Annotated in this window: 7 protein-coding genes and 1 pseudogene; all 8 read right to left on the bottom strand. The window is 36.9% G+C overall.

The window, feature by feature from the left end:
• Positions 1-352, bottom strand: a pseudogene (locus Q5O30_RS11580) (ribonuclease R); the annotation flags it as partial.
• A 76-nt stretch (positions 353-428) separates the two neighbouring features.
• Positions 429-683 (bottom strand): preprotein translocase subunit SecG, encoded by a 255-nt coding sequence (gene secG / locus Q5O30_RS11575; RefSeq protein ID WP_366459764.1) that lies wholly within the window; start codon positions 681-683, stop codon positions 429-431.
• A gap of 250 nt (positions 684-933) precedes the next feature.
• A complete protein-coding gene (gene eno / locus Q5O30_RS11570; RefSeq protein ID WP_021953904.1) occupies positions 934-2,205 on the bottom strand; it encodes a phosphopyruvate hydratase in 1,272 nt (423 codons plus the stop codon).
• A gap of 81 nt (positions 2,206-2,286) precedes the next feature.
• The gene (locus Q5O30_RS11565) at positions 2,287-3,597 is read right to left on the bottom strand and encodes a CapA family protein (protein WP_021953903.1); all 1,311 of its coding nucleotides are present in this window, start codon (positions 3,595-3,597) and stop codon (positions 2,287-2,289) included.
• Between the two features lie 70 nt (positions 3,598-3,667).
• Positions 3,668-5,212, bottom strand: coding sequence for a 2,3-bisphosphoglycerate-independent phosphoglycerate mutase (gene gpmI, locus Q5O30_RS11560; protein ID WP_021953902.1), 1,545 nt, complete (start codon positions 5,210-5,212; stop codon positions 3,668-3,670).
• 78 nt (positions 5,213-5,290) lie between these two features.
• A complete protein-coding gene (gene tpiA, locus Q5O30_RS11555; RefSeq protein WP_021953901.1) occupies positions 5,291-6,040 on the bottom strand; it encodes a triose-phosphate isomerase in 750 nt (249 codons plus the stop codon).
• A 170-nt stretch (positions 6,041-6,210) separates the two neighbouring features.
• The gene (gene pgk / locus Q5O30_RS11550; RefSeq protein ID WP_021953900.1) at positions 6,211-7,416 is read right to left on the bottom strand and encodes a phosphoglycerate kinase; all 1,206 of its coding nucleotides are present in this window, start codon (positions 7,414-7,416) and stop codon (positions 6,211-6,213) included.
• Positions 7,417-7,512: 96 nt separating this feature from the next.
• The coding region (locus tag Q5O30_RS11545) for a type I glyceraldehyde-3-phosphate dehydrogenase (RefSeq protein WP_302674716.1) at positions 7,513-8,421 on the bottom strand (909 nt) is incomplete at its 5' end.

The following is an 8,421-nucleotide window of genomic DNA, read 5'->3' as shown; positions in this document are numbered from 1 at the left end:
CCGCCACTAAAACAGTGTCATGATGAAAGGCTCCTCCAATATTTTTTTCCGGTATGAAATAATCTTCCTCTTCACCTTCTACCTCCACAAAACCAAAACCTTTTTCATTACTTATAAAAATTCCTTTTACATAGGTTTCTTTTGGCAGGCTGTATTTTCCCCTTTTGGATATGGTTATTTTTCCTTCGTTAACCAGCTCAGACAATACAAAATCCAACAGCTTTCTGTCTTCTTTTTTTACATTTAATATTACTGCTAACTCTTTAAACTTCATTGGTACATAATGCTTATCATTCATAAGACTCATAAGCACCTTTTTCTTTTCTTCTATTATGTCTTTATATTCTGCCATTCAATATCCTTTCTCAATATATAGAAAAAAGGTGTAGAAATCTACACCTTCATCAGTCAGTCATTTTTAATTAATCTTAATAATTGATAAATCCCATATTAAGAATTATAGAAATTACAAAGAATAAAACTACGCAAACCTTAGTAGCTTTTTCAAGCTTACCTTCCATTGAACGTCCTTTGTTCTTTCCCCAATATGATTCAGCAGCGCCACTAATAGCTCCTGTAAGACCTGCCTGCTTTCCTTCCTGAAGTAAGATAACTACTGTTATAATTAAACAAATTATCATAAACACTACTGTTAATACTCTTAATAATGTCAATGTCCACACCTCCTCTATATTTCTTTATGGAAAACGCCACACGTTTCCCCCTCTAATTCGTATCAAACATTGATTATCTTAACATATTAAGGTACTAAAATCAAGTATAAATTGTGGAAGGATCAATCCATGAATTGGACAACATTTACGAATATATCGCAAATGAGAAATTAGCTCCTGAAAATGCCCAAGGACAAAATCTGTAAAACAACTCCTGTTTCCAGGAGTTGCCTTCTCAGCGGACAATTGATATATTTTTCTAAATACCCATCTGCTCTTCAATTCTTAATAACCTGTTATATTTAGCCGTCCTCTCTCCCCTGCAAGGTGCTCCGGTTTTTATATACCCTGTATTTAATCCTACTGCCAAATCAGCTATTGTTGTATCTTCACTTTCCCCGGAACGATGGGACATAATGGCAATATATCCCATATTTTGAGCCATCTTTACTGCATTTAAGGTTTCCGTTACTGTTCCTATCTGATTTAGTTTAATTAATATTGCATTGGCACATTTATTTTTTAATCCCCTTTTAAGTCTTTTAACATTAGTAACAAACAAATCATCTCCAACTAAACGGATTTTATCTCCTAATTTTTCCGTGATTTTCTCCCAGCCTTTCCAGTCTTCCTCATCTAAGGGATCTTCAATGGAAAAAATAGGATACTTATCTGAAATTTCTTCCCACATTTCTATTAATTCATCTGTATTCATCTGCTTGTTTTTCTTTGGCATAAGATACTCTCCCACCTGATTTGTTTTCCACTCGGAAGCTGCCACATCAAGGGATATTTTAAAATCCTCATTAGCCTTGTATCCTGCATTTTCTATAGCTTTTACAATAATATCAAGGGCTTCTTCTTCCCCTGACAAATCAGGGGCAAATCCTCCTTCATCTCCTACTGCCACTGATAATCCCTTGGATTTCAGTATTTTTTTCAGACTGTCATAAACTTCTGCACACCATCTAAGCCCTTCCCTGAAACTGTCAGCTCCAACAGGCAAAATCATAAATTCCTGTACATCAATATTATTTGATGCGTGGGCACCACCATTTAATATGTTCATCATTGGAACCGGCAGAGTTTTGGCACTTATTCCTCCCACATATTTATATTCAGGAATATTTAAAGCTAAAGCACAGGCCTTCGCATTTGCCATTGATACTGCAAGTATTGCATTAGCCCCTAATTCTCCCTTATTTTCAGATTTGTCCAGATTCATTATAATATGGTCTATTTTATTTTGATTTAAGGCATTTTCTCCTTCTAAAGCAGGATATATTTCCTCATTAATGTTTTTTACTGCTTTTAATACACCTTTTCCACCATACCTTTTTTCTCCATCTCTTAATTCCACCGCCTCAAATATACCTGTAGATGCTCCTGATGGAACAATGGCACATCCTGTATATATTTCTCCTGGCATTCCCAAAGCCTTTACGGTAACTTCCGCTTCCACTGTAGGATTTCCCCTTGAATCCATAACTTCCCTGCCCTTTACATTTACTATTTTCAAATATTTATACATAAAAACCTCCCATTGCGTTAAATAATTACCAGTAATTATTTTGTACATATGAGAGGTTTTTATCCAATTTATTATTATTTTTTATTCTATCACCCAGTCTCCAAAAACTTCCTGGGAAAGCTTTGTTAAATCCGTGTATGTCACAGGATTTGACCACTGTATACTGTGTCCCTGCAACATGTCCTGTGAATATTCAGACAGTCTATATGTATATTGCTGTCTTATCACTCCCTGAGACTTTCCCCACACATAGTGATTAACTGTAGGAACGACTCCTGCCTTCTTTTTTAATATTCGTATACCTTTCTCATCTTTTCTAATGGTTAGCTTTGCCATTCCTCCTAACAGCGTTTTCCAGTTTTCCTGTCCGGAGGTGTAATTTCCAAGGGAATAATAGCATAATGCCGAATTTCCGTTATCAGATTTAATCCATTGAATTTTTTCAACTACATGAGGATGGGTTCCTATTATTAAATCTGCTCCTGCTTCAACCATCATCTTCGCCCACTTTTCCTGCTCCGGTATTGGGTCCGGCTGAACATATTCCTGCCCCCAATGGGGAAGTACAATGGTAAAGTCTGCTATCTGTTCAGCTTTTTCTATATCTGACTTTACCTTATCCCAGTGGGCATCATCTAAAAGATTTACAAGATATCCTTTATCCTCAGGCAATTTAAAGCCATTTAAGCCATATGTATAATTAAGAATGGCAAACTTTATACCCTTACACTTAAATATGGGAATGGTATTGTATTCTTCTTCATTTTCATTAAGTCCCACCATAAGAACTTTCTTTTTATGTTTTTTCCAATATTTAATACAATGTTCTATTCCTTCTACTCCCGTATCATAGGAATGATTTGATGCCTGCTGCACAATGTTAAACCCTGCATCCATAATGGCTTTTCCCATGCTGTCAGGGGTGTTAAAGCATGGATAACCTTTATATTCAAACTTGTCTCCACCAAGTATTGTTTCCTGATTTATAATAGCTATGTCTGCTTTTTTAAAATCCGGCTTCATTTTTTCATACACACTTGAAAAATCATAGGTTCCATCGCTTCTTTTAGCTGTATATAAAACCGAATCACTTACCAAATCGTCTCCAACTGCAATAAGGGTAACATCTGTCTTTTCTGCTTTTACTTTTTTTGTGGTTTCTTTTTCCTTATTATCTGTAGTTTCATTTTTTGTGTATGCAGGAGTAGCCATTGCCTCTTTTACATTATTATTTTTCTTTTTCCCTGCAATACCGGCTGTTACAGCTGCTGTTATTACAAGACATATACTTAATATGCATATAGCAACTCTTTTTGTGTTTAATTTTTTCCTTCTTATATACCTGGAACGATACCGGGTATAATTCATTTTTGCTTTTTTTCTTTTTTTCATTGCATTCCTTTTAATATTAAAGGCGTGGCAATTTTATAAACTGTCACGCCTCAAATCATATATAATTTAATTATTTTTCAATTAAAAGTGATTTTCCTGTCATTTCCTTTGGCTGTTCCATTCCCATAAGTTCAATTAATGTAGGAACAATATCAGCTAACACACCATTTTCTCTTAATGTGTATTTAGGATCTGCATTAACCAAAATAAATGGTACAGGATTAGTTGTATGTGCTGTATATGGTTCTCCTGTTTCGTAGTCAATTAACTGCTCTGCATTACCATGGTCTGCGCAGATAAATAACTGTCCGTCAACTTCTTTGATAAATTCAACCACTTCACCAACACACTCATCAATAACTTCTATTGCCTTAACCGCAGCTTCCATAACTCCTGTATGACCTACCATGTCAGGGTTAGCAAAGTTTGTTATAATCACATCGTATTTTCCACCTGTAATCGCCTTACATACTTCATCACAAACTGTATATGCACTCATTCTAGGCTTCTTGTCGTATGTTGGAACATACTTAGGAGATTCAACTAATATTCTGTCCTCTCCTTCGTTTGGTTCTTCCACACCACCGTTAAAGAAGAATGTTACATGGGCATATTTTTCTGTTTCAGCTATTCTTGCCTGTTTTAATCCATTAGCTGCGAGGAATTCACCAAATGTGTTTGTTACTTCTACCTTCTTAAATGCAATTAACTTATTTGGAATAGTAACATCGTATTCTGTAAAGCATACAAATACTAAATCAAGCTTCTTTTCTCTGTTAAATCCTGTAAAGTCATCTGCGCAGAAAGCTCTTGTAATCTGACGTGCTCTATCAGGTCTAAAGTTGCAAAATACCACCGAGTCACCGTCTTTAATAGTTGCTACAGGCTGTCCGTCTTTAGTAATAACTGTTGGAAGCATAAATTCATCTGTTACATCCTTTGCATAAGAATCCTTTATAGCTGCAACCGGGTCAGTTTCCTGTACCCCTTCACCCTTTGTCATTGCCACATATGCCTTTTCTTCTCTATCCCAGTTGTTATCTCTGTCCATTGCATAATAACGTCCTGAAACGGTAGCTACTTCACCAACACCGATTTCCTTCATCTTTTCAACTAACTGTTCCATATATTCAGCAGCTGATGATGGAGGTGTATCTCTTCCGTCTAAGAATGCATGAACATATACCTTGTCTAATCCGAATTTCTTTGCCATTTCAATTGTGCCATAAATATGTGTGTTATGACTATGCACACCACCGTCTGACAATAATCCGAAAATATGAAGTGCACTGTTGTTATTCTTGGCATTTTCCATTGCCTTTACAAGCTCTTCATTTTCAAAGAATGTTCCGTCTTCAATTTCTTTTGTGATTCTTGTAAGTTCCTGGTAAACAATACGTCCTGCACCCATGTTAAGATGTCCAACCTCTGAGTTACCCATCTGTCCATCAGGAAGACCTACTGCTAAACCACTGGCATAACCTTTAACGTATGGATACTCAGCCATAAGCTTATCCATATTAGGTGTATTTGCCTGTAAAACAGCATTTCCTTCTACTTTATCATTTAAACCGTAACCGTCTAATATCATCAATACCGTAGGTTTCTTGCTCATTCTATTTCTCCTTTATTCTCTATAAACCCATAACAGAACGCCGGTTACATCCGGCGTCCTGTATGTTTAGACAATTTATTATTTGTTATAGTTTACAATCTTTCCAAAATCCGGCTTAAGGCTTGCACCGCCTACTAAACCACCGTCAATGTCAGGTTTAGCTAATAACTCAGCTGCATTTCCGGCATTCATTGATCCGCCATACTGAATTCTGATTGCTTCAGCTGTAGCTTCATCATAAACTTCCTTAATGCATTCTCTGATTGCTGCACATACTTCTTCAGCCTGGTCAGATGTTGCTGTCTTACCTGTTCCAATAGCCCAGATTGGCTCATAAGCGATAACTGCTGTCTTAGCCTGATCTGCTGTTACATTTAAGAAAGCAATCTTAATCTGCTGACGAATCCAGTCAATTGTAATTCCCTGTTCTCTCTGTGTAAGAGATTCTCCACAACAAATGATTGGTGTAATACCATGTTCAAATGCCTTAAGAACTTTCTTATTAACTGTTTCATCTGTTTCAGCAAAGTATTCTCTTCTTTCTGAATGTCCGATAATAACGTATTTTACTCCAATATCTGTAAGCATGTTAGGAGCGATTTCTCCTGTATATGCTCCACTTTCTTCAAAGTACATATTTTCTGCACCAATGCTGATGTTAGTATCCTTTGCTGCTTCAATGGCAGGAACTAAATCAATAGCAGGTACGCAAAATACTACGTCTACTTCGTCATTTGCTACTAATGGCTTTAAATCATTTATTAATGCAACTGCCTCGCTAGGAGTTTTGTTCATTTTCCAGTTGCCTGCAATAATCTTCTTTCTCATGTTTATGTCTCCTTTATATGTTAACACTTTTTCCATTTCTTATTGACGTTCCACGTCAATAAGCACGCTGGCATTCGCCAGCTTCACAAAAATAAATCTATGAACAAATGAATGCAAGCATTCATTGTTCTTGATTTATTTTTGTGTAAATGGACTCATTTGCCTTAGCGTTATTTGTCGTTTGCTGCTACAACACCTGGTAAATCTTTTCCTTCAAGGAATTCAAGTGAAGCTCCACCACCTGTTGAAATGTGAGTCATCTTATCGCCGAATCCAAGGTTGTTTACTGCTGCTGCTGAATCACCACCACCGATGATTGTTGTTGCATCTGTGTCAGCTAATGCCTGAGCTACTGCTACAGTACCTGCTGCAAGACATGGGTTTTCTGAAACGCCCATAGGTCCGTTCCAAACTACTGTCTTAGCATTCTTTACAGCATCTGCAAAAAGTTCACGTGTCTTAGGTCCAATATCAAGTCCTTCCTTGTCATCAGGAATTGCATTAGTTGGAACTATCATTGTTTCAATTTCTGCGTCAATAGGATCAGGGAATCCGTCAGCTGCAACTGTATCAATAGGAAGTAATAATTTCTTTCCTAATTCTTCTGCCTTCTTAATCATGTCAAGGCAGTAATCTAACTTAGTATCATCAACTAATGAAATACCAACGTTTCCTCCCTGTGCCTTAACAAATGTGTATGCCATACCACCACCAATAATAAGTGTATCGCATTTTTCAAGTAAGTTGTTAATAACATTTAACTTATCAGCAACCTTAGCGCCACCAAGAATAGCTACGAAAGGTCTTACAGGATTGTTTACTGCATTTCCAAGGAAATCGATTTCCTTCTGCATTAAATATCCAACTACTGCTGTATCAACATATTTTGTAACACCAACGTTTGAGCAGTGTGCTCTATGAGCTGTACCAAAAGCATCATTTACAAATACATCACAAAGTGAAGCTAATTCCTTTGAGAATTCATCTCCGTTCTTTGTTTCTTCTGCTCTGTAACGTGTATTCTGAAGAAGAACTACGTCTCCATCCTTCATAGCTGCTACAGCTGCCTTAGCATTTTCACCTACTACATTGTCGTCTGCTGCAAACTTAACTTCCTGTCCTAATAATTCTGAAAGTCTTACTGCTACAGGTGCAAGAGATAATTCAGGCTTTGGCTCTCCCTTTGGTTTTCCAAGATGTGAGCAAAGTATAACCTTTCCACCATCATTAATTAATTTCTTGATTGTAGGAAGTGCTGCAACAAGACGGTTTTCGTCTGTAATAACACCTTCCTTTAAAGGTACATTAAAGTCACAACGAACTAAAACTCTTAATCCTTTAACATTAATATCATCAACTGATTTCTTATTAAGCATATTTGTGCTCCTTTCATATAACAAAAGGTCCGGCCCTAAAGCCGGACCCATTTGGATCTAATTTAAATATTAGAGAACTTTTATAATACTTATTAATTAAGCAAGTTCTGAGAAGTATTTAATTGTTCTAACCATCTGGCTTGTGTATGAGTTTTCATTGTCATACCATGAAACAACCTGTACTTCATAAGTATCATCGTCAACCTTTGATACCATTGTCTGTGTTGCATCGAATAATGAACCATATCTCATTCCTACGATATCGCTTGATACGATTTCGTCTTCATTGTATCCGTAAGATTCATTTGAAGCTGCCTTCATTGCTTCGTTGATTCCTTCAACAGTAATGTCTTTTCCCTTAACTACAGCTGTAAGAACTGTTGTTGATCCTGTAGGAACTGGAACTCTCTGTGCAGAACCGATTAATTTTCCGTTTAATTCAGGAATAACTAATCCGATAGCCTTTGCAGCACCTGTTGAGTTAGGAACGATGTTAACTGCTGCTGCTCTTGATCTTCTTAAATCACCTTTTCTCTGTGGTCCGTCAAGAGTCATCTGATCACCTGTGTATGCATGAATTGTTAACATGATACCACTCTGGATTGGAGCGTACTTGTTAAGTGCATCAGCCATAGGTGCTAAACAGTTTGTTGTACATGAAGCTGCTGAGATAATTGTATCTTCAGGCTTAAGTGTTGTATGGTTTGTATTGTAAACGATTGTAGGAAGATCATTTCCAGCTGGAGCTGAAATAACAACCTTACGAGCACCTGCATCGATATGAGCCTGAGCTTTCGCCTTAGATGTATAGAAACCTGTACACTCTAAAACTACGTCTACATTAAGCTCGCCCCAAGGACATTTTGAAGCATCTGCTTCAGCGTAAATCTTGATTTCCTTACCATCAACGATGATAGAGTCTTCTGTAGCTGAAACTGTATCAGCCTTTTCGTATTTACCCTGTGATGAATCATACTTTAATAAGTGAGCTAACATCTTAGGACT

The sequence above is a fragment of the Eubacterium sp. CAG:161 genome (assembly GCF_000432355.1).
In the GTDB taxonomy this organism is placed as follows: domain Bacteria; phylum Bacillota; class Clostridia; order Lachnospirales; family Lachnospiraceae; genus Eubacterium_G; species Eubacterium_G segne.
This window is presented reverse-complemented; position numbering and strand designations above follow the sequence as displayed.